This window comes from Hyalangium minutum (assembly GCF_000737315.1).
Classification (GTDB): domain Bacteria; phylum Myxococcota; class Myxococcia; order Myxococcales; family Myxococcaceae; genus Hyalangium; species Hyalangium minutum.
In genome coordinates this window covers 18,459-39,795 of sequence record NZ_JMCB01000007.1, presented here as the reverse complement: position 1 = coordinate 39,795, position 21,337 = coordinate 18,459, and the positions used below count along the sequence as shown (strand labels likewise).

The following is a 21,337-nucleotide window of genomic DNA, read 5'->3' as shown; positions in this document are numbered from 1 at the left end:
ATGCGCGACGCCCTCCAGAGACTGAAGGTGCGGCTGGCCCCCTTCGAGAGTCCCTATCTGCGCGCCCTGAGCGATGGCTCCTTCGAGCGCGAGGACTTTGTCGAGACGCAGATCCAGTTCCTCCACGCGGTCGTCTACTTCTCCCGCCCGATGGCGGTGCTCGCGGCACGGCTGCCTCGGGCCGAGCAGCGGTTGAGCCTGCTCGACAACGTGCGCGATGAGCACGGCGGTGGGGACCTCTCCCTCAGCCACGAGCGCACGTTCCTCACCCTGCTCGAGAGGCTGGGGATGAGCCTCACCGAGATCGATCGACGGGCGCAGTGGCCCGAGGTGCGCGCGTTCAACTCGACGCTCCAGGGGGTCTGCGCGCATGACGACACGCCCACGGCGCTCGCCATGCTCGGTGTCATCGAGGATCTCTTCTCGGGCATCTCGGCGCGAATCGGCCGCGCCATCGTGGAGCGCGGGTGGCTGCGTGCCGAGGAGCTGACGCACTACCCCACCCACGAGCTGCTCGATCAGAGCCACGCGGAAGGGTTCTACCGGTGCATCGAGCCACTGGCCGCGAAGGATCCCCGCGCGGCGTACCAGGTGGAACAAGGGCTCGAGCTCGGCGCGTACATCTTCCTGCGGCTCTATGAGGACCTCTTCCGCGCCCGGAAGCGGCGTGTGGCGCGAGAGGTCTCCGGGCCGCACAGCCTGACGGACGGGTGGGCGCTGCCCCGGAACGCGAAGTAGCCGCAGACGGTGACAGCGCTCAATCCAAGGTCAGTTCCTCGCGCGTAGGAGCCCGACACCCTGAGCCTCCTCGGGACTCACCTCCACCTGGGCTTCCGCGCCGAACCACACGAACGGAATGCCCGGCTGACGGTAGTGCGTGGGAGGAACCTCCTTCGCCAGCTGCGCGTGCAGCTCCGGCAGCTGCGACCAGTGCAGGCCATGCTTCACGTGGTGCGCGGTGTGGTAGCCGAGGTTGCCTGTCATCAGGTTGTAGCCCCGGTGCAGGATGTTGAACGAGGCCTTCGCGTGCGCCGTCGTGTCCAGCCCCACGTGGTGGAAGTAGGTGGCCCACACCGTCAGGTACAGCGACAGGCCCATGGGCAGCAGGAAGACCCACAGCGCGTTGTACCAGTTGTGCCAGAACAGCAAGCCGAGCAGCGCCACCTGGAGCGCCCCCATCGACAGGAAGATGCGCATCACCTTCGGGTGCTCCAGCCCCACGCGGAACGCCCGGGGATAGGCCACCAGCGCCGTGATGGCCGAGAACTCCAGCTCCCCCATGGGGGAACCATCGCTGCGCTTCCAGCGGGCCTCGTCCTTCTCCTGGTCCAGGTAGTTGCGGTGGTGGCCGAGCACGTGGTGCAGGAACCACGCGTGCGAAATCACCCCTGTCTGGAACCCGAACACCACATCCAGGAGGCGGTTGGGCAACGCGTGGCGGAACATGGGCACGTGCTGATGGTGGTGGTTCCACGCGCTGATCCACCCCTTCGGGATCGCCCACAGGACGAGCCAGAGGACAGGGAGCCACGCACTGCGCGCCGTGAAGTACACTGTCAGATCGAGCGCGAAGACACACGCGAACAGCAGGACAGGGATGCGGTCTCGAGGGTTGCGGAACAAGGTCATGCGGTTTTCACGGCGGCGCTGGGGTGGACGCTCCCGGGAAGGGAGGCTGCTTGAGACGGGCGTGCGATCAACCGGCCGGTGACGCCCTTTGGCAGGACGACGCCGAAGAAGAATCCCTCTTCGAAGGGCTCGGTCGAGTCGACGTGGACCTTCACACGGGCGGCGATCGTGGCCAGCGCCGTCTGCAGGAACAACAACGCGAAGGGAGCGCCCACGCACTCACGCGGGCCCCGGCCAAACGGGAAGAAGTACCCGCTCCCGGCCGGATCGCGGGCCGTGCCTCCATTCAACCAGCGGGAGGGCTCAAAGGTCTCCGGGTCCTTCCAGTGCGAGGGATCCCGGTGCAGGTGCTGGTTCGAGACCATGAGCGTCGAACCCGCGGGCAGCTTCACTCCAGCCAGCTCCGTGTCGGCCGCCGGAGTGCGGAGGAAGATGCGGACCGCCGGTAGAATCCTCAGCACCTCGTACGCAACGGCCTCGCTCCAGGGCGCGCCGCGCAGCCACTCGAAGGTCAGCGGAGCACCGGCCAGCGTGGCGGCCTCGGCCGCGAGCCGCTCCTCGGCGGCGGGATACTTCTGGAGCTGGTGGAAGGCGCCCACCAGGGTGGTGCTGGTCGAGAAGACGCCTCCATAGAAGAGCGTTCCCAGGATGTGCCCGAGCCACGCATCACTGACCGTGGGCATCTCGCGCAGCGTCCACGACATCAGATCCACCGCGCTCGGGTTCAAAGCCGCACGCGCCCGGCGGACCCGCTCCGTGAAGTAGCCGTAGAAGCGCTCCTTCGCGGCCTCGAAGCCCTCGGGGAACGAGACGAACCGCAAGGGAAGCTTCGCTTGGAGCCGGGCATCCGCGCCCTTCGCCAACAGCATGAAGTCCTCGAACACCGAGTCCGGGGTCTTCTCGCCGATGGCCGCCACCGCGAAGCCGTCGAAGGTCAGCCGGCGCAGCGTGGGCGTGAGATCGATCGATGGCTCCTTCAGCAGGGCGTCCACGGATTCGTTGATCGCCGCCTGCAGCGGCCCCACCAGGGCGGCCAGCCATGCCGCGGCCCAGGGCTGAGCCATGGGCTCCACCTTGATCTTGGCGGACCAGTCCTCCCCCTGGTTGGCGATGAAGACCGTGTCCCCCACGGTGGGCCGGATCTGGGTGCCGATGTTTCCCTTCTCGAACTCGAGCCGACGGGTGAGGAGAATCTCCTCGATGACCGCCGGATCGTTGAGCACCAACCCCGGGCTGGGTCCCATCCAGATCAACGTGACGCCCCCGTACTCGCGGCCGTACCGCGCGCACACATCCCAGGGGTTGGGGCCGATGAAATCCCCCAGGGTGCCCAGCACCCCGGGCGTGGGTCCCGGCAACTTCTCGAACGCCTTGCGCTTGGAACCGAAGAACAGGTTGAACAGGCCGCGGGAGAGCAGGTTCGGCAAAGGAGGATCTTTCGAGGCGGCTCAGACGGTGATGCCGCAGGGGATGCGATCGGCCTGGAGGACGGTGTAGGGGACCTCGCTCTGGGAGTTGCGCTCCTTCACCGCGGCGAGCTGGGCGCGCAGCCGCTCGTGGAACCGCTTGCGGATCACGGCCAGCTCGGGCTCCTGGAAGTAATCCTCGCGCCACCCGCCCTCGTGGAGCAGGTACTCCTCGTCATCCCCGAAGCTGGAGAGCGCCCGGCCAATGGCGATCTGCCAGAGCGTCTGGGACTTGCTCGGAATCATCTCGATGATGTCTTCCGCCTTCAGCTTCCCCTTCTCCTGGGGCGGCGCCTGACGCATGCACAGCGGCGCGTTCGGCACGAAGCCGTAGTGCTCGTACTGAAGGTAGTTCACCGCGGCGTGCTGGACGCTCACCGTGAAGATGACGGTGGCCAGGATGTCCACGAGGTCCTCCACCCGCTTCAGCTCCGCACACGGGAGCTTCTCGACGGGCAGCCCCCGCTGGGTGAGGTCCGCCCACCACGCCTGCAGCTCCGTGTCAGCCGCGAGGTCCGCGTTGGACAGATAAAAGTGATGGAGCACACCACCCACGTACTCCTCGATCGCGTCCCACAGCCGCAGCGCATCGTCCCGGTAGGGGTAGTACGGGAGGACGGCGGGATCCAGGACGCCGCGGCGCTCGAAGTCCGGCCGCGGCTTGTTGTCCGACAGCTTCCAGCGCTGGTAGCCCTTCTTGCCGAGCTCCAAGTGGCCCTTGTCGGGCCCGCCCGTAGCGATGAAGTCGTCGAACACGCCGCCCTCGGCGAGCAGGCCTTTGCGCGCTCCCTCGTTGATCGCCAGGGTGTAGCGGAAGTGGCGGCGCAGCAGCTTGTAGACGGGGTGCGGATCCGGGAGGTTGCGCATCGTCGCCATGACGAACGGCTCCGCCACGAAGTGGGTCCGCAGCGCGTGCCCCACCATCTGGTGCGTGTTCCCCTCGCTGCAGCGGACGAAGATCTTCGCGGCCAGCCAGTCGTGCTCCGCGTCGTTGGGCGTGAACACCGGGTCCTTCTCCGGATCCCGGCCGAGCTGGATGGCGATGGGCCGGAGCTGGCGGGTGTCATCCAGGTACAGGAGGCACCGGGCCGCCGGCGCCCAGCGCCGCTCCTCGCTCCCGTCCTTGTCCACCTTCCGGAACATGGGGATGCCTTCGAGGATCTCGAAGTCGAGCAGGAAGATCCGCTTCGCCGCGAGTGCCTGCTCCAGCGAGTGGCCCGGCGAGAGCACCCCGCGCAGCTCCCCCTCCGGCAGCCGGAGTCCCTGCGGCAGCGCCGTGATGCTCTGGATGTGGACGGGGCTGATCCCCTGCACGGCCTGGCGAGCGAACTCGTAGTCGTCCTTCCACCGCTGGGACAGCTGCGGCAGCTCAAGGCTCTTGAAGAAGTGGAAGATGTCCACCAGCCCGTTCCAGGCCTTGGTGAGCACAGGCAGGTTCAGCTTGATCGCCGCGAGCGTCTTGGCGATGACGACCTCGTAGCTGCCATCCGTCAGGCCCCGGTAGAGCTCGTCCTTCGGGAGCGGCCGCTCCTGGCTGATGTCGAGCGCTCCAGGCAGGCCGGCGGTCGCCTCGGCCGGGCGCCAGACATACATCCGCTGGCGGTGCATCAGTTGCTCGAGCCGCGCCGACGCTGCCCGCTCGTTGCGCACCTGCTGCGGCAGCCGCGCCGTGCCCTCGAGGACCTCGGCCGAGGCGCCGCTCAGGATCCACCGATGGTAGGGAAAATACCAACTCCGCTCGCCCGCAGTGACGCGCACCAGATCCAGGAGCCAATCGCCCGCGACGCCTCCGGGGTTGGTGAACCGCAGCAGCAGCAGCTCGCCCAGCTCGCGGGTCTTGACCGTGTAGACGTCCTCCGCGCCCGCCTCGAAGTCATTGTGGAACCGCTTGTCCAACGTGTGCTGCTCGCTCTCGCCCTCCGTGCCCACCAAGGCCACGGAGATCGCAGCGTTCGTCCCGGCGCCAAACCGCGAGCCCGTGCGAATCGTGAGCGTGTACTCGACCGTCATGAAGCCCCCTGCATGTTGCGGCGCGTGAGGGTAGGTCGGTGGGAACGTTCACTGCAAGACATGGTAGGGTCCCCCGAGCATGGTGCTTGCCGCATTCCGCCGCCTGCTCGCTTCCTTGGGCCTTGCGGCTCGAGAGGCCGAGCCAGACCTCCTCGATCCCGAAGAGCTGACCCGGTGGTACACGAGCCTGACGCCCGAGGAACGGATGGCCGTCAGCCGCGAGCTGGCGCCACGCGTGCGCCGTCCTCAGGCCGTCCGGGATCCCGCGACCTTGCCTGCCGTCGCCGTGGGCCGCCTCGTCTTCGAGCAGGACGGTCCCCAAGGCCCCCTCCCGCTGCACCACCTCAAGATCGAGCTGTGGGACCGGGACCCGGGCTCTCCCGACGACTACCTGGGCGAGGGCTTCACGGACAGCGAGGGGCGCTTCGAGATCCGCTACGACCCCGCCGATGCAGGGATGGGCGATCTGCCGGATCTCGAGCTCCGCTTCTTCGAGCCCCAGCACACCTTCCGCAAGGATGGGCGGGTGGTGGAGAGCTGGCGGCGCATCGGCTCGGAGCGAGGCCCCGACGACCACGGCGGACTCTTCTACGACTTCGGCACCCTGCGGCTGCCCTACTGGGAATACGACCCAGCGGCGCCGCTGGCCCGGCTGCTCGTCACCGAGGAGGGCACGCCCCCGACGGCGTACGCCCCGGGGCGCTCGATGGCGATGCTCAAGGCCGTGGCGCCCATCGAGCTCGTGAAGCGGCAGCACCTGCTCCGGGTCCGCCTGGGGCACGCGCCCAGCCTGGCGGAGGTGCAGGCCGACTACCCTGAGAGCACCACCATGCGCCTGGAGCGGCAGTCTCCGGGCTCCACGCGCAGTGACGCCTACTTCGGCGAGCGCCTGCTCAACGGCATGTTCTCGACGATCCTGGACCGGGATCCCGAAGTCTCCGGCGATCCACACGCCTTCCGGCTCTACTTCCCCTGGAACGCCTACGAGCAGGACGGCATCCACTGTCTCCCGGACGTGGACGTGCGGCTGCGGCTGGTGGAGGGGCGCTTGATGCCCATGCGCATCATCCTGGGGCTGCGGGAGATGGGAGCCAAGGCTGCCCACTCACCCGTGACGCGCCAGACCTTCACGCCCTCGGATGGCGCCCAGTGGGAGGCCGCCAAGCGGATGGCGCGGGTGAGCGCCACGCTGGACACGGAGCTGGGCAACCACCTGGGGCAGTGCCACCTCAACGTCGAGCAGTACGCCATCGCCGCGCACCGCAACCTGCGGCGGAACCCGCTGCGCTGGCTGCTCATGCCTCACCTGCGTGAAGTGGTGCTGATCAACCACTCCGCGAGCAGCTTCCTGGTCGGACCCCATGGCTACATCACCCGCGCCAGCGCGTTGACGGAGCGGGGCGTGGAGACGCGGCTCCAGCATCTGCTGGGCAGCTATGACTGGCGGGGCTTCGCGCCCGCGGCGCCCGTGTGCGAGGGGCACCGCTACGGCCACGCCGCGCAGCTGTTCTGGCGGCTACTGGGAGAGCACATCGACGCGTTCTTCGCCGAGCACGGCAGCGCGGTGGAGGCCCACTGGCTGGAGGTGCGGCGCCTCTCGGACGAGCTGGTGGCTCACTCGGTGCCCGCCTTCGTGTGCCGCTATCTGCGGGCGCGGATCGCGGGAAAGGATGCCCCGTGGTTCGTGCGCTCCGAGCGCATGAACCTGGACGAGAAGGCAGCCGACCCGGCACCGAAGGCCATCAGCCCGGTGACCCAGACCGATGTTCCCCAGCCCGGCGAGCTGGAGGCGCTCAAGCAGCTGTGCCGCTACGTCATCTACTTCGCCACGTTCCGGCACGCCTGGGCCAACAACCTCCAGTGGGAGGACGCGGGCGAGGTGCTGTACTCCTGCCTGGGTCTCCGCTGGGGCAAGGAAGGCATCCTCGTGGGCGAGGATGATGCCGAGGTGGCTCCCGCCCCGGATCGAGCCACCGAGATGCTGTGGATCTCCTGGATGTTGTCCAAGACCAACTACGGCTTCATCGTGGCCAACGAAGAGAGTGACGTGCACCCAAGGCTCGCGGAGCTGCTGCGCTCCCACGCCGCGAACTTCGCAGCGTGGGGCCTGGACATCGGGACGGTGAGCTCCCGCATCAACATCTGAGCAGCTCTCCGCGGGACGCTACTGGTACTCCACCGTCAGCACGGCGCCCGCGCCCTCGGTGAAGAAGGCGTACTGGGTGGTGCTCGGGTCCACCGAGAAGCGCAGCTTGAGCTGCGTGCGGCCGGTGCTGTTGATCGAGGACAGCCCCGCGGAGCTGAAGTCCGAGGACGTCTTCGAGCCCGTGGAGAACTGCGCGATGCTCGCCACGCCGCTCGCCGTGGGCGCGGCCGTGAAGTCCGTGGTCTCCGTGCCCGCCGCGCCAAAGGTGCCGTTCTTCACGTCCACCAGCAGGGTGTTACCCGCGGGGTTGCTCCAGGGGTCTCCCATGCCCGAGGACCACGTCACCTTCACATAGGCCCGCACCACCACCGCCGTGTCCGGCAGCGAGGAGGTGTCGAAGGACAACAGCGTCCGGTTCTGCTTGCCGTCCGTCCCGCGGCCCACCGCCAAGCTGGTCAAGGTGCCCAGTGCGGGCGAGCTGCCGTCCGCGTTGGCCTTCACGTACCCATCCTCGGCGGAGATGCTGTTGAAGGTCACCGTCGTGGTCGTCGACCCGCCCGTGTTGCTCACCGTCACGGAGGTGTCATTGTCGGTGCCCACGTTGCCTGCGGCGTCATAGGCCTTGGCCATCAGCGCGTGGCTGCCATTGGCCACCGAGGCCGAGTTCCACGCGAAGGAATAGGGCGAAGCCGTGTCGGTGCCCACCAGCGCGCCGTCCACGAAGAACTCCACCCGGCTCACCCCCACGGCATCCGAGGCACTGGCGGTGATCGTCACGGTGCTGCTCACGGTGGCCCCGCTGGCCGGCGCCGTCACGTTGACGGTGGGGGCCGTGGTGTCCCCGCCTCCCCCGCCTCCCGAGGCCAGGCCGAAGAAGCTCGCCGCGTACCACGTGGAGCAGATGTTCACATCCAGGATGTACGAGCCCGCCGTGCCACACCCCACCGCCGAGCCGGGGAAGGAGAACTGCGGATCCACCGCCGTGCCGTGCCCCATGCCCGTCAGTTCGTACGTCTCCACGCGCGCCACGCCCGCGCCGTCCTTGTAGACCTTGTGGGGGAAGCCAGCCACCGTCTCGCTCACGTCCGCCGTCTGGTCGATGCCGTGCACGTTCGTCCACTGCTCCATCTGCTCGGTGGCGTTCATCGTCTTCACGGTGAAGTCCGAGGTGCCGTGCCAGATGGAGATCTTCGGCCAGGGCCCCGCGTAGCCCGAGTAGGCGCCGCGCACCAAATCACCCCACTGGGCGGGCGTCTTGTCCGTGCCCGGGCTCATACAGCTGAAGCCGCCCGTCATCGACGTGGCACACTTATAGGGGATGCCCGCCATGATGGCCGCTCCGGAGAAGACGTCCGGATAGGCGGCCGCCATCACGCCGGTCATCGCCGCGCCCGCGGACAGGCCCGTAATGAACACGCGCGAGCTGTCGATGGAGTGATCCGCCTTCATCTTGTCCACCATCTGCTTGATGGACAGCGCCTCGCCCTGACCGCGGGCAATGTCCCCCACCTCGAACCAGTTGAAGCAGCCGGAGGAGTTGTTGGCGCTCTTCTGCTCCGGGTAGAGCACGTAGAAGCCCTTCAGGTCCGCCAGCTTGTTCCACCCGGCGCCCTCGTAGGCGGTGGCGGTCTGCGAACAGCCGTGCAGCGCCACCACCAGCGGCGCGTTGGCGGGCACCCCAGCCGGCACATACTTGTACATGTTCAGGTTGCCAGGGTTGGTGCCAAAGCTCGTCACCTGCGTCAGCCCCGCGCGCTGGGTGGCCAGCGAAGGCGCCTCCCGCTCCTCCAGGGACTCCTCGGGACCACAGCCCGTCACCACCGCCACTGCCGCCACCAGCCACCGCATCTCTACCGGGACTCTCGATACGCGCATCGTGCACTCCGGAACATGAGGGGTGATTCAGGTCTCTACCCAAGCAGGTTCTTTCGCGCATTCCAAGAGTGTGAGTCTCTGAAACCGATAGTGCAGTGCGGCATAGCGGCAGCGCAGGGCGCGAAGCCCGATGGGATCCGCGGTCAAGATGCCGCGCGCCCGCCGATCTCCGGGAACCGCTCGTAGCCCCGCCTCAGCGCGCCCAAGTGGGCGGGGTTGTCGAGGTCGAGCGGCGTATCCGTGAGCTGCACGATTCACCCGCCCGACGGCTTGCGCCGCGCCCGCGTGAGCAACTCGGCGTCGCAAGCAGGAGTCGGGAACCCGATGGCCTGCGCGGTGGCGGTAGACCAGGAGTTCAGCCACCCCAGGCGATGTGGAATCTCAGGTGAGCGCATGTCAGTGGTGGTCACGTCGCTCGCGAGATCGCGGGCGGGTGCCAATCTGCATTGATCGCCTCCTGCTTCGGCGAGTACAGCCTCAGGGTGAGGTTGAACACGCCCTGCTGTGGTGCCGGCAGCCAGTTCGACCGCCTCGGATCGGCCTCGTCCATGGAGCGCTCGACGTACAACGTCACGTAGCCATCGGACTCGGCCAGGTTGTTTCGCGTGCCCAGCGAGAAGCGGTTGATGGCGTTCGGGACCTGGAATCCCTGCTCGTCGTACAGCGTCACGGACCAGAAGGCGTTCACCGGTGGCAGGCTGTTGGCCTCGAAGCGCAGCGTGTAACGCTCGGCGCTGTCCAGCGCGGTGCTCATGGAATCCACGTAGGCGGTCGGGTAGATTGCGTCCTCCGGGAGATTCGCTCCCAGTCCGATCAGGGCAATGATCGCGCGGCGGAGGTAGCTCGTCCCGTAGGTCCCCATCATCTCGTTCGGGTATACCCAGCCATTCGTCAGCGGCGTGAGGGTGAGTTGCTTCTCCTTCATCCGGGCGAGGGCATCGGGGGCCGCTCTCCTGAAGGCGTCTTGCACCGCCGCAGGGGCTGCGTTCAGGTCGAACGGCTGGCCCGCCACGAAGCCTGCCCGCGCCAGACGCGCGAGGATGGGGTAGTCATTGAAGTGCGCTGGATTCTGGCGCATCAGGTCCGCGCCATAGGCGAAGAACGCCTCGGGCGTCATCTTCTCTACGATCACCAACGGCTCTTCGAGGCTGATGTCATCGGTGTCTGACCCGATGGGCGGCGGCGGCGGCTGCCCGGCCTCGTAGGCGGAGTAAGGGATGATCTGGAGGCCATTCTGGAACTCGTGCACGCTGGCGTAGTCCGATTCACCGTTGCACTGCGTTCGTCCGATGATCCAGACATACGGCGTCGACGCGTCGATCCGTTGCAGGTTCAGGGCCGGGTTGATCGTCCCGCTCCACCCCGGGCCGACGATGACGAACTCCTGGGCTGCGGTCCCCGTCGTGCGGGGGCCGGGGCTGGCGAGGACGTCCGTCCACATGTCGAGCATGGGCAAGAGGTAGTAGCGCCCATCGGACGCAGGGACCTTGATGACCATGGGCTCGCGCACGAGATCGAGCCACGCACTCGAATAGAGCGTGTCGAAGTTGGGTCGCACCACGGTGCGGTCTTCCGGCCCCGGGAAGGTCGGGTTATTCATGAACACGTTGGCCGGGCTTCGCCAGGTGGGGAGGTCGATCTCCTTGACGTTCGTCATCTGCCGGCGCGTCACGTCCATCAACACGATGGGATAGAGATATGTGTATCCCTCGCAGCCGATCTCGTATGCAGTCTCTAAGTCCAAATCAGCGCTTGTCGCCATAGGCTCCTCTTCTTCGAGCGCGGCTCGCTCGAAGTTCCATTTGTCGCGAGCGAGGAACCTAATCAAAGTGTCAGGTCATGGATATTGGACCTAGTGCTTAGGGCTGGTACACGCCTGCTCAAGCCGCTCTCCCATGAGGCCACGCAAAGGAGCCACACTTTGACCTCTCTCTCCTGGCAACTCCTGAAGACAATCGTTGGCGCTGTCGTGCTCTGCGGCATTCCTGGCTTGTCGTGGGCTCAAGGGGCCGCGGCTCCTGAGCCCCAGCGCATCGCCGTGCGCGCCGCGAGGCTCTTCGATGGGAAGAGCGACAAGCTCCTCCCGGATGCGGTCGTGCTCATCGAGGGCTCGACCCTCCAGGCCGTGGGCACCGGCCTCGCCATTCCTGCGGGAACTCGGGTCATCGACCTGGGCAACGTCACCCTGATGCCCGGACTGATCGACGCGCACTCGCACCTGCTGCTGGACCTTCACGAGGAGAGCGGAGACGGAGCGATGATCTCCACCATCGTTCAGCAGAGCACCGCCGATCGCGCGCTGCTGGGCGTGAAGCTGGGCCTCGAGATGCTCGAGGCGGGCGTCACCACCGTGCGGGACGTCGGCAACTCTGGGGTCAATGGCGACGTGGCGCTGCGCAACGCCATCCAGCGTGGCTGGGTGCGGGGCCCGCGCATCTCCGCCTGCACGCGCGCGCTCGCGCCGCACGGCGGGCAGTTCGCCACGCTCCAGCCCGCGGCTCAGGACCTCATCGAGCAGGAGTACGTCACCCTCTCGGGCGTCGAGGAGGCCCGGCGTGCCGTGCGGCAGGCGATCGCCGACGGCGCGGACTGCATCAAGGTCATCGTCGACAACGGCCACAACCTCCTCTCCGTGGAGGAGCTGAAGGTCATCGTGGAGGAGGCCCACCGCAGCAAGCGCCCGGTGGCGGCACACACCACCACCGATGAGAGCGTCCGCAACGCGGTCGAGGCCGGCGTCGACTCCGTCGAGCACGGGTACTCGCTCCCGGATGATGTGCTGGCGCCCATGGCGCGCAAACGCATCTTCCTGGTGCCCACCGAGGGCCCGATCGACCAGTGCGACAGCCTCGGCGCCAAGCTCGGCGACGCGGAGCGCCAGCGCCGCATGCGGGAGCGCTGCAGGAAGCTCATCACGAAGGCGAATGACCGCATCCGGCGCGCGGTGGCCGCGGGCGTCCGGCTGGCGGCGGGCTCGGACATGTACATCGCGATACCCGGGCTGACACGAGGCCAGGCCAGCGTGCAAGGCTTCAGCGCCTACGTCGAGGCGGGCGTCAAGCCCGTGGACGTGCTGCGCGCGGCCACCCTGAACGCGGCGGAGCTGCTCCGCATGCAGGACCGGATCGGCTCCGTCGAGGCGAACAAGCTCGCGGACCTGCTCGCGGTGGAGGGCGACCCATTGAAGGACATCGGGGCGCTGAAGCAGGTCCGCTTCGTCATGAAGGACGGCCAGGTGATCCTGGACGCCCGGAGCCCGGAGGGTGGGAGGGCCGGGCTCCAGTGAGGGAAGGATGCCCGTGCTCCCCTCACGGACGCCAAGCCCCTTAAGCCTGCCTCCACAGCAAGAGCCCAGAATCGCCCCTGCCGCAGCGACCTCACTTCGGCGGGGGCGTGTTGAGGAGCTGCTGCTCCCACACGTAGCTGGTGCCCACCGAGCCCATGTGGTCGATGATCAGCTCGGCCAGGCCTTCCACCGTCGCCGTCCGAGCCCAGTCGCGCTGTAGCTCCGAGGCGAAAACCCCCGTCGTGAGCGGCACCGCCCCCGCCTGCACCATCCGCTGAATCGCCACCTCGTGCGCTTCCACCGACACTCCTCCCGAGGAGTCGGTGACGATGTAGACCTCGTACCCGTCGCCCAGCGCGTGAATCACCGGGAACGCCAGGCAGATCTCCGTCCACAGCGCCGCCATGACGATCTTCTTCTTCCCTGTCTTCTTCACCCACTCCACCACCCGCGCGTCCTCCCACGTGTTGATGAACGTGCGGTTGATGGGCTTCTGCTCAGGAAACACGTCCTGCAACTGCTTGATGATGTAACCGCCGCGCTCCTCCAACACCGTGGTCAGCAGCGTCGGCACCTTGAACAGCTTCGCGGCACGGGCCAGCCCCACCACGTTGTTGATGATGGTCTGTGTGTCGTGACTGCGCAGGCCGGCAAACTGGAACGGCTGGTGGTCGATCAGGATCAACACGCAGTTGTCCGGCGTCAGCAGCGCATCCAGGCCGGTCTTCGGGTTGTGGGGAGGGCTCATGGTGTTCTCCAAGGACAGCAGGAAAGGGCACGGACACCTCGGTCCGCGCCCGTGGGCTGTTGGAGACGATGATGGATGCCCGACGCTCCTCGCAGTAGAGGGCCGTCTCCAGCATCACTTTCAACAGGACGTTTAAAGCATGGAGACCCTCGTCACCCTGGAGTCCTTCGTCCGCAGCGCTCAGTCCTCGAGCTTCTCCGCCGCCGCTCGCAAGCTCGGTTTGACGCCTGCCGCCGTGAGCCAGAACGTCGCGCGGCTCGAGGCCCGGCTGGGCGTGCGTCTGTTCCAGCGCAGCACCCGCGCCCTCACCCTCACCGAGCCCGGCGAGCGATTCCTGCGCGAGGTCAGTGGCAGTCTCGACACCCTCCAAGCCGCCATCGCCAACGCTTCACATGCCGCCGAGAAACCGGCCGGAGTGCTGAAGGTCAGCATGGCGCCCGTCCTCGGGAGCGGCTACCTCCTGCCGCTGCTCCACGACTTCCTCGCCCGCTATCCCGGCATCGTCCCGGACTGGGACTTCAACAACCAGCCGGTGGATCTCATCAAGGGAGGTTTCGACGCCGCGATTGGCGGCGGCTTCGACCTTGCCTCGGGACTCGCCGCGCGCGAGCTCGCCCGGGTGCACATCATTGCCGTGGCCTCGCCCTCCTATCTGGCGCGAATCACTCCACCTCAGGAGCCCGCCGACCTCCAGCGCCTCGAAGGCATCCTGCTGCGCTCTCCGCTGACGGGACGCCTCCATTCCAGGACGCTGCGCAACCGCGCGGGAGAGCAGGTCGCCGTCGAGCTGCAGCCACGCATGATCCTCAATGACCCCGGCTCCCTCTGTCACTGCGCCCTGATGGGCCTGGGCATCACCCTCGTCTCGACGCTCAGTGCGCTGCCCCACCTGCGCGAGGGAACGCTGGTGCGGCTCCTGCCGGACTGGTACGCCGATGCCGGCCCGATCTCGCTCTACTACCCAGGGCACCGGCAGCTCCCCGCGAAGACTCGCGTGTTCGTGGATTACGTCGTGCGCGAGTTCAAACGCCAGGACCTGGCCGGCCTGTTCGACGCAACCCGAGCCGTCAGTGACCGGGGACGCAAGGCCGCCGGATCCAAGCGTTAGCGGTCGGGACGTGGGCAGCCCTCCATGAGGTGCAGTTCGCGCGGGTGCTCGGCCCACGGAGGCGCTGGAGCCTGGGGCGCAAGTGGGCTGCCTCCACGGCCCTGGCCTGGGTGCGCTACATCCGCAGCTGGCAGGAGTTGGTGCGGCGAGGAAGCTGGCCTCGCCCGGAGCCAACCGAACTCCCCGTCAACAGCAGCAAGCGGTTCCTGCTGCTCACGGGTGGCGCGCTGTTGGGCCTGGGGCTCGCCGTAGGGCTGGTACGGCTCATCTAATTCCCTGCGCGGGCCTCTGCCAGGTAGGCGCGGACGGCGGGCTCCGCCGGTGAGGGCTGGGGGGCTCGCGGCGCGTCCAGCTCACCTCTCAGCGTGGTGTAGACCTCGACCGCGGCCGCCAGCGCCTGGAAGCACTCCTGCGCATCATGGCGCGCACAGACTCGCGCGAGCGCCGGGGCATGGCGCGAGGCTTCGAGCCGCCGCACTCCCCGCCAGTCTCCACCGTCCAGGCGCTGTATCAGCGGCGCCAGGGCCTGGGCCCGCAGGAACGCCAGCAGATCCATGCACTCGAACAGCTCCCCTCGCCGCACCTTGTCGATGCCGTAGTGGATCCACACCCAGAAGCGGTCCTCCACCCACTGGGGCGCCGGAGCCTCCAAGGCGCTCGCCCGCGTCGAGCGCAGGCGCTGCGTGACAGCGTCCCCCCGCTCGAAGAGCACCTCCGGGTCTTCGATGCGCACGTCAAGCTCGGCGACGGAGAGGAACTTCAGGTCGACATGCAACAGCGGCGGGCCATAGAGGCAGATGAGCAGCCGGGGCTCGCCGACGTGCTCCCCCGTGAAGCCCTGCAGCAGGGGCCCCGCCGCCCGCGCGAGCCCGAGGCGCTCCTGGGCGATGGTGGCCCGCAGCGCCTCCGAGACCACCAGCACGAGGTCCAGGTCGGAGAACGCGTCCATGCTCCGGCGCAAATACGAGCCCCCCGCCAGGACGCCCAGGATGCCAGAGTGCGCCCTCCACGCGTCGAGCGCGGTGGCGAGGAACTCACGGTGCCGGTCAGGGAGGTGTCTCATACCGCCCTGATAGCATTCCAGCTGGCCCCATCCATAGGGCCAGAACAAGCGCCGGAACCAGACGTAGGGCTCCCGTGCCTCAGGGGTGCAGCTTCTCGTGCCGGGCGAGCATCTCGACGAAGGTCGCGATGCGCCGGGCGCGAGTCTCCGCCTTCTTCGCGTGGTGGGTCCGGAAGAGCACGGCGTAGCGGTTCCTCGCGTCCAGCGTGGCGAAGAACTCGGCGGCGCGCGGGTTGGCGGCGAGGGCCGCGGCCAGATCGTCGGGCACGGTCGCGCTCCTCGGAGAGTCGTAGGCTGCCTCCCAGCGTCCGTCCTTCTTCGCGCGCTCGACCTGCTCGAGCCCGGCCGGCTTCATCTTCCCCGACGCGATGAGCGCCAGCGCCCGCTCGCGATTGATCTTGGACCAGATGCTCCGGGGCCCGCGCGGGGTGTACCTCTGGAGCCAGAAGGTATCGTTGAACCTCTGCCCCTGGCCATCGATCCATCCCCACATGAGCGCCACCTCGAGCGCTTCCTGATAGGTGATGGAAGGGATGCCGGATGCCTTCCTGGCGAACTTCAGCCGCACCCCACGCGATGATGCATGGTGCTTGGCGAGCCATTCCGACCACGCATCCTGCTTCGCGAAGGACAGGACCGGCAGCTCATCCTTCGCGGCGGCCTTCTTGGCGGTCGTCTTCTTCGCGGCGGCCTTCTTGGCAATGGCCTTCTTCGCCGTGGTCTTCTTCGCCGTGGTCTTCTTCGCTGTCGCTGCTTTCTTCGTCTTCCCGCCCTGCCGCGTCGGACGCATCCAGCCCCCCGCTCATTGATTGGCTGGGCCGTTCTACCCTAACCGGTATCACGGGCGCGCAGGTACTCATCCGGGGGCGCTCATGGCGGTCGAGAATGACGGGCCCGAGACGGATCGGCTCATGGAGGGAGCCTCGGCCTACCGTGCGGGGGGACAGGGCCACGGCGAGAGCGGACATCACCTCGGCGTTGGACCTGCAGCTGGCGCCCGGGATTCGCGTGGGGTGCCATCGTGAGCCAGGGTACGGCAGGTTCAGCGCTCCGGTGCTCCCACGTCTCAGACGCAAAACGGCCCGCCATCCGTGAGGAGAGCGGGCCGCGTCACTTCAGCGCCGTGCGTGTCTACAGAGCGAAGGTGCGCTCAGGGCGTGTAGATCATCGCGGCGGGGACGTAGCTGGGATTGACGCCCCCCGCGATGAGGACCCTGCCCGACAGGAGCAGGACGGCGGTGTGGTTGTAGCGAGCCGTGGGCATGTCGCCGACGGAGGACCAGACATTGGTGGCCGGGTCGTACACCACTGCGGAGGAGAGATAGTTGATGCTGTCGTGGCCCCCTGCGACGAGCACCTTGCCGGAGGAGAGCTGGATGGCGGTGTGAGACTCGCGGTAGATGGGCATGCTCGCGGCGGAGGACCAGGAGTTGGTGGCTGGGTCGTACACCTCCGCGGAGGTGAGATGGGCGCCACCGATCCCCCCCGTGACGAGCACCTTGCCGGAGTGAAGCAGGGTGGCGGCGTGGAGCCGGCGGGCCAAGGCCATGGTGCCTGCGGAGGACCAGGAGTTGGTGGCCGGGTCGTACACCTCCGGGGAGGCGATGGTGCCGCTGCTATTGAGGCCCCCCGTGACGAGGACCTTGCCGGAGGAGAGCAGGGCCGTGGCAGTGTGTAGGTAGCGGGCCGTGGTCATGGAGCTGGCGGAGGACCAGGAGTTGGTAGCCGGGTCGTACACCTCCGCGGAGGCGAGGTAGCCGTTGCTGCCGCTGCCCCCCAAGATGAGCACCTTGCCGGAGGGCAGCAGGGCCGTGGCGGTGTGGTACTGGCGGGCCGTGGCCATGGTGCCTGCGGAGGACCAGGAGTGGGTGGCCGGGTCGTACACCTCCGCGGAGAGGAGGAGGCCGCTGTTACCGGAGCCCCCCGTGACGAGCACTCTCCCGGAGGAGAGCAGGGTGGCGGTGTGGCTCCGGCGGGCCGTGGCCATGGTGCCTGCGGAGGACCAGGAGTGGGTGGCTGGATCATACACCTCTGCGGAAGCGAGGTAGCTATTGAGGTTGTCGGAGCCCCCCGTGACGAGCACCTTGCCGGAGGAGAGCAAGGTGGCGGTGTGGTACTGGCGGGCCGCGGTCAGAGTGCCTGCGCCCGCCCAGCCAGTTGCGCACGCTGGCAGGCCGGAGGCGGAGAAGGACTTCGAGGCCGTCAGGCCGTAGGTATTGGTGGCGCCAGCCGTGACGGAGGGGGGAGCTCCCGTCACCGCGCAGGAAGGCGCCGTCCACACGATCTGGCTGGTGCTGGCGGTGTTCTGCGCCGTGGCCAGCGAGCCGATACTGGCACTCCAACCGAACGTCAGGGCGCTGGACTGAGGGTCCAGGGCGGTGACGCTAAAGGTTACGGTCTGTCCCGGGGAGGTGGTGTTGGCGGTCTGGTAGAAGTTGGTGATGGTGGGGACGAAGCGCTCGGTGGACGCGGCGGCAATGCAGAGGTTGATCGAGCCCGTGGTCTGCCCCCCGCGGCCATCTTGAACAGTGACGGTGAGCTGGCAGTTGTTACACGCGGCGGACGGAACGGAGGACGGGACGAAGGAGGCGGCGCTGGAAGTCGCATTCGTCCAGGTGCCGGGGCACGTCGCGTTCGTGGCCCACTGGTAGGAGAGGGTATCTCCATTCGCATCCGAGGCGTTGGCGGACACAGAGACAGACTGTCCCGCGTCGAGGCGGGTGCGGGAGGGGGAGACCTTGGAGACCACCGGCCAGAGGTTGAAGGAGATGTTGACGGCCCCGCTACCGGTGGCGGCACCAGAGACGACGTTGACAGACAGGGAGAAGGAGGAGGCAGCCCCCTGGGAGTCCGTCACGGTCAGGGTGAGGGTCTGAATTCCAGTGGAGGAAGGCGCCGTCCACGAGGTGGACGTGGCCGTGGGGGTGGAGAAGGAGCCGCTGGAGGCCGTCCATGCCTGGGTGAGGGTGTCCCCCGTGTTGGGATCACGCACCGTCGAGCTCAGGGTGATGGAGGCGCCTGTCTGGACAGTGGTGGCGGAAGCCACGACGGACTCAACGAGGGGTGCCTCGTTGCCATAGGCAGGAGGGGGAACAATCTCCTGGAGGGTGATGGCCACGGCGGTGGTCTGGTTGGCGGTGATGGTCACGCCCGACGTCTGGCCCTGGAAGATCTTGGTGCCGGCCGAGTCGAAGGCCTCGGCGAGGAAGGTGCGGTTGGAGCCCACGGGGATGTTGCCGATAATGCCGCCCCAGGCGCCGCTGACCTTGGCCAGCTCGACGACGAGGGAGCTCATATCCGTGGCGGAGACGGTTACCTTGACGCGGGTGGCATCATTGGCGGAGAGCGCCTGCTGGGCGGTGGCGGCGAATTGGACAGAGCCGGTAGGCTCACCGGTGGGCTCGGAAGTGCAGGCTGCGAGGGAGAGCAGCAGGGCTGCGGCGAGAGAGGGGAGACTTCGAAGGCTCGGCATGTTTTCGCTTTCGCAGAGGTCCAGGTAGGTCCAGCGAAGTGAATGAGCCGGCAGGTAAGTCAATGATGCATAAAAAGTCGCCAGGCTGTTCCGCGCAGCCGCTTCGGTAACCCTGACGCAAAACGGCACCGCGGTCCGTGTTCCACCGTGACGCGTTCAGCACGTCCATCGCTGCGCCGGTTCGGGCGGCAAGCCAAAAGCGAGGTCGCGTCGCCGATGAAGTTCGCGTAGCGACGCGGCGAACGTCTTCACCCGCCGCGATATCATCGATCGATGATCATCTGGTGGTAAGTCCGGGCTATGGACTTTCAATTTTTTCCTTGGTCATGGGAGGGCTTTTGAATTCCTGTACTGTCTACGAGCCGACAGAGTCCTGGATTCCTGACTGGCTAGAAACCTGAAACGGCAATTCAATTTCAAGATAACAAGAGCTGGGACGATGATGTTTTCTTGAGGGCTTCCATTGAGCTGATAAAGGCAGGCACCGTGGCGTTGCCGTCAGGAATGGCGGCCGCCTGGATTCCCTACAAGGAACAAGTCTGGGAGCGGCGTTTCTCCGTTCTCTCAGGGGGCCTGCATGGAACTTCGACTCTTTGATACGCGTGAGAACCCTGAGCAGGCTGGGTGTTACCTGGCAGGCCAGCGCAGGGCCTACGCTGCCTATGGTGTGGAGTCCGTGGCGGAGCCGTCGTGGATGGTGGTGCCTCGTGGAGCTGTTTTTGCGGTTGGCGCCTACCGGGAGGATGGCGTGATGGTGGGCGGCACCCGCGTGCACCTGCGCACTGCGCTCACGCCTTTGCCCATCGAGCGATGCGTGCAGGAACCTCTGCTGGCTGCGCTCATCCTCAGCCAACTGGCGGATGTCCCAGCAGAGTTTTGTGGCGTCTGGGTGGATCGGGAGGTCGCTCACAGCGGGGCTGCTGACTTCGTCTTCCTGGGAGCTGCGGTGGCTTGCCGTGTCCTCGGCTCCAAGCAGGCCTATGGCTTCGCACACAAGAAAGTTCTTCCCTTCTACCAGAAATACGGCTTGCACTTCGACACAACGCGTTCATACACATACCCAGATGAACGCTACGTCTCGTACGCCGCACAGGTGGACCTCGGCTGGTCAGCCCGCGCGGACCATCCAGCGTGTGGCACCTACCGCGCCATCCAACGGGCCTTCACTGCAGGGCAAGCGTTTGAATTCAAACCAGAGAGCGCCTTGACCTGGGAGCCTCCACTCGCGGAGGTGACTCCGTGGCTCTCAGCGCTCCCATGGAGGGGAGCGCCGCTGCCGGAAACCTACTCCGTGCAGAACCCTGTCAACCTCCGTGGACGCTAACAATCTGTAAGCCGAGCGAGGCCCCAGGCAACACGGACGACAGGGGAGTCCCAACCGGTAGGGCTGTCCGCCAGGTTCTCCTCCCCTTCGGACTCACCCGGCAACGCGGCTTCGCCTCCTCCACGCGAACGCCAGCAGCAGCCCCGCGTAGAAGAGGCTCGACGAGGGGCCTCCTCCCGTGCAGCCGCAACTTCCGGGTGCCTCGACCTCCGGGTCCATTCCGCCGGCATCCGGGATTCCCGCATCCGTTCTACCTCCATCGGTCGGGTCCGGAACGCTCGCATCGAGTGAGCCCGCGTCCGGAAGCTCCTGATCGGGATCTCCACCGTCCTGCCTGCCGGCATCCACGCCTCCTGCATCCAGCCTTCCCGCGTCCGACCCTTCTTCTCCAGGCCCACCTGCATCCGTACCTCCCGCGTCCGGCGTGCCTGGATCGGAGCCGCCCCCGTCTGGCGTGCCTGAATCGGAGCCACCCCCGTCTGGCGTGCCTGGATCGGAGCCCCCCCCGTCCGGAGTGCCCGGATCGGAGCCGCCCCCGTCTGGAGTGCCCGGATCGGAGCCGCCCCCGTCTGGAGTGCCCGGATCGGAGCCGCCCCCGTCTGGATTGCCCGGATCGGACCCACCCCCGTCCGGCGTGCCACCATCCACCACACCCGCATTCCGCTGTCCGGAGCGCCCGCATCCTGAGCACCCGCATCGAGCGGGCCTGCATCAGCCCCACCCGAGGATCCTCCATTCGGAATCCCCGCATCGGGCGCACCTGCATCCGGAACTCCTGCATCGGGAGGCTCGCCAGAGGTCGTCAGGAGCCGAGCGCGAACACGTTGGGTCCCATACGGAGCCTGGAGTTCCATGCGCTGGTATACGAGCAGCAGACGGCCCGCGCCTCCAGCGCTCAGCCTTGGCGCAAGCTCGTCGCTGGCGTCCTGCGCGATGGCAAAGCCCGGATTATCGAGCACAGCCGCCCCCAGCGTGACCCGCGCGCCGTAGAGATCATTCGGTCCCGACCCTTGCGCGTTTTGCCACACCACCACGAAGTCCTCGCCGTCGTAGGCCACCGTGGGGAGGAGCTGCTCACCGGGCGCGCTGGAGACGGAGAATCCCCCTGGATCGAGCACCGTGCCATCCGGCAGCACCCGTGCCCCGTAGATGTCCGAGTGCGAGGAGGCCCGCCAGTCCTGCCACGCCACCAGATAGTTCTGCCCATCGA

General features: G+C 67.2%; 15 protein-coding genes and 1 pseudogene. 6 read left to right on the top strand and 10 right to left on the bottom strand.

Annotated elements, in window-relative coordinates; translation table 11 throughout:
• Nucleotides 1–738 carry an iron-containing redox enzyme family protein gene (locus tag DB31_RS19795; RefSeq protein WP_044190267.1) on the top strand — a complete coding sequence of 246 codons (738 nt, stop codon included), beginning with the start codon at nt 1–3 and terminating at the stop codon, nt 736–738.
• 30 nt (nt 739–768) lie between these two features.
• Here the strand turns inward: DB31_RS19795 and DB31_RS19790 are convergent, their stop codons facing one another.
• From DB31_RS19790 to DB31_RS19780, 3 genes are read right to left on the bottom strand one after another with little or no spacing between them, the layout of a single operon-like run.
• Entirely contained in the window at nt 769–1,629 is an 861-nt protein-coding gene (locus DB31_RS19790; protein ID WP_044190265.1) for a fatty acid desaturase family protein, read from the bottom strand.
• Entirely contained in the window at nt 1,626–3,056 is a 1,431-nt protein-coding gene (locus DB31_RS19785) for a cytochrome P450 (RefSeq protein ID WP_044190263.1), read from the bottom strand. The genes DB31_RS19790 and DB31_RS19785 overlap by 4 nt, the downstream gene beginning before the upstream one ends.
• A gap of 21 nt (nt 3,057–3,077) precedes the next feature.
• Nucleotides 3,078–5,105 carry a lipoxygenase family protein gene (locus DB31_RS19780; protein ID WP_044190261.1) on the bottom strand — a complete coding sequence of 676 codons (2,028 nt, stop codon included), beginning with the start codon at nt 5,103–5,105 and terminating at the stop codon, nt 3,078–3,080.
• 79 nt (nt 5,106–5,184) lie between these two features.
• On the opposite strand from DB31_RS19780, the gene DB31_RS19775 reads away from it, so the two are divergent.
• Entirely contained in the window at nt 5,185–7,251 is a 2,067-nt protein-coding gene (locus tag DB31_RS19775; RefSeq protein WP_044190260.1) for a lipoxygenase family protein, read from the top strand.
• Nucleotides 7,252–7,269: 18 nt separating this feature from the next.
• Here DB31_RS19775 and DB31_RS19770 read toward each other — a convergent pair whose 3' ends face one another.
• The 3 genes and pseudogenes from DB31_RS19770 to DB31_RS19765 form a co-directional block, all read right to left on the bottom strand.
• A complete protein-coding gene (locus DB31_RS19770; protein ID WP_044190258.1) occupies nt 7,270–9,126 on the bottom strand; it encodes an extracellular catalytic domain type 1 short-chain-length polyhydroxyalkanoate depolymerase in 1,857 nt (618 codons plus the stop codon).
• Nucleotides 9,127–9,269: 143 nt separating this feature from the next.
• Nucleotides 9,270–9,518, bottom strand: a pseudogene (locus DB31_RS50540) (DUF5953 family protein); the annotation flags it as partial.
• A 14-nt stretch (nt 9,519–9,532) separates the two neighbouring features.
• A complete protein-coding gene (locus DB31_RS19765) occupies nt 9,533–10,888 on the bottom strand; it encodes a DUF1254 domain-containing protein (protein ID WP_044190257.1) in 1,356 nt (451 codons plus the stop codon).
• A 159-nt stretch (nt 10,889–11,047) separates the two neighbouring features.
• Between DB31_RS19765 and DB31_RS19760 the strand changes: the two genes are divergently transcribed.
• On the top strand, nt 11,048–12,412 hold the full coding sequence (locus DB31_RS19760) for an amidohydrolase family protein (protein ID WP_044190256.1): 1,365 nt from the start codon (nt 11,048–11,050) through the stop codon (nt 12,410–12,412).
• 91 nt (nt 12,413–12,503) lie between these two features.
• Here the strand turns inward: DB31_RS19760 and DB31_RS19755 are convergent, their stop codons facing one another.
• Complete coding sequence (locus tag DB31_RS19755; RefSeq protein WP_044190255.1) at nt 12,504–13,160, bottom strand: hydrolase; 657 nt, start codon at nt 13,158–13,160, stop codon at nt 12,504–12,506.
• Nucleotides 13,161–13,299: 139 nt separating this feature from the next.
• On the opposite strand from DB31_RS19755, the gene DB31_RS19750 reads away from it, so the two are divergent.
• Together DB31_RS19750 and DB31_RS19745 are read left to right on the top strand one after the other, a co-directional pair.
• The gene (locus DB31_RS19750; protein ID WP_044190254.1) at nt 13,300–14,268 is read left to right on the top strand and encodes a LysR family transcriptional regulator; all 969 of its coding nucleotides are present in this window, start codon (nt 13,300–13,302) and stop codon (nt 14,266–14,268) included.
• Between the two features lie 44 nt (nt 14,269–14,312).
• The gene (locus DB31_RS19745; RefSeq protein WP_157232080.1) at nt 14,313–14,540 is read left to right on the top strand and encodes a hypothetical protein; all 228 of its coding nucleotides are present in this window, start codon (nt 14,313–14,315) and stop codon (nt 14,538–14,540) included.
• Here the strand turns inward: DB31_RS19745 and DB31_RS19740 are convergent.
• The 3 genes from DB31_RS19740 to DB31_RS19730 all read right to left on the bottom strand — a co-directional run bounded on the left by DB31_RS19740 (nt 14,537) and on the right by DB31_RS19730 (nt 18,803).
• Nucleotides 14,537–15,331 (bottom strand): hypothetical protein, encoded by a 795-nt coding sequence (locus tag DB31_RS19740; RefSeq protein ID WP_044190250.1) that lies wholly within the window; start codon nt 15,329–15,331, stop codon nt 14,537–14,539. The two genes, DB31_RS19745 and DB31_RS19740, sit on opposite strands and share 4 nt — an antisense overlap.
• Before the next feature lie 79 nt (nt 15,332–15,410).
• Nucleotides 15,411–16,121, bottom strand: coding sequence for a YdeI/OmpD-associated family protein (locus DB31_RS19735; RefSeq protein ID WP_083968503.1), 711 nt, complete (start codon nt 16,119–16,121; stop codon nt 15,411–15,413).
• A 360-nt stretch (nt 16,122–16,481) separates the two neighbouring features.
• Nucleotides 16,482–18,803 carry a Kelch repeat-containing protein gene (locus DB31_RS19730; protein WP_044190248.1) on the bottom strand — a complete coding sequence of 774 codons (2,322 nt, stop codon included), beginning with the start codon at nt 18,801–18,803 and terminating at the stop codon, nt 16,482–16,484.
• Nucleotides 18,804–19,497: 694 nt separating this feature from the next.
• Between DB31_RS19730 and DB31_RS19725 the strand changes: the two genes are divergently transcribed.
• Nucleotides 19,498–20,127 (top strand): hypothetical protein, encoded by a 630-nt coding sequence (locus tag DB31_RS19725; RefSeq protein ID WP_169787078.1) that lies wholly within the window; start codon nt 19,498–19,500, stop codon nt 20,125–20,127.
• Nucleotides 20,128–21,337 lie beyond the last annotated feature (1,210 nt).